Origin of the sequence: Sphingomonas sp. CCH5-D11, from assembly GCF_001557395.1 — a bacterium.
Classification (GTDB): domain Bacteria; phylum Pseudomonadota; class Alphaproteobacteria; order Sphingomonadales; family Sphingomonadaceae; genus Sphingomonas.
The window spans coordinates 1-260 of sequence record NZ_LSKH01000155.1 but is presented as its reverse complement, the minus strand read 5'-3'; the positions used below and the strand labels follow the sequence as shown (position 1 = coordinate 260).

General features: G+C 69.2%; 1 protein-coding gene. It reads right to left on the bottom strand.

Annotated elements, in window-relative coordinates; translation table 11 throughout:
* Positions 1 to 260, bottom strand: a 260-nt coding sequence (locus tag AX702_RS10000) for a hypothetical protein (protein WP_197420556.1), incomplete at both ends; no start/stop codon positions are given.

The window sequence follows — 260 nt, the reverse complement described above, 5'->3', positions numbered from 1 at the left end:
AGCGTCGGCGTCGGCGTCTGCGTCTGCGTCTGCATCCGCGTCAGCGTCGGCATCCGCGTCCGCATCGGCATCGGCGTCAGCATCAGCGTCGGCGTCGGCATCTGCGTCAGCGTCGGCATCTGCGTCCGCGTCGGCATCTGCATCAGCATCGGCGTCCGCGTCAGCGTCAGCATCTGCGTCAGCGTCTGCGTCTGCATCTGCATCTGCGTCGGCGTCGGCGTCGGCGTCGGCGTCTGCGTCGGCGTCAGCGTCAGCATCCG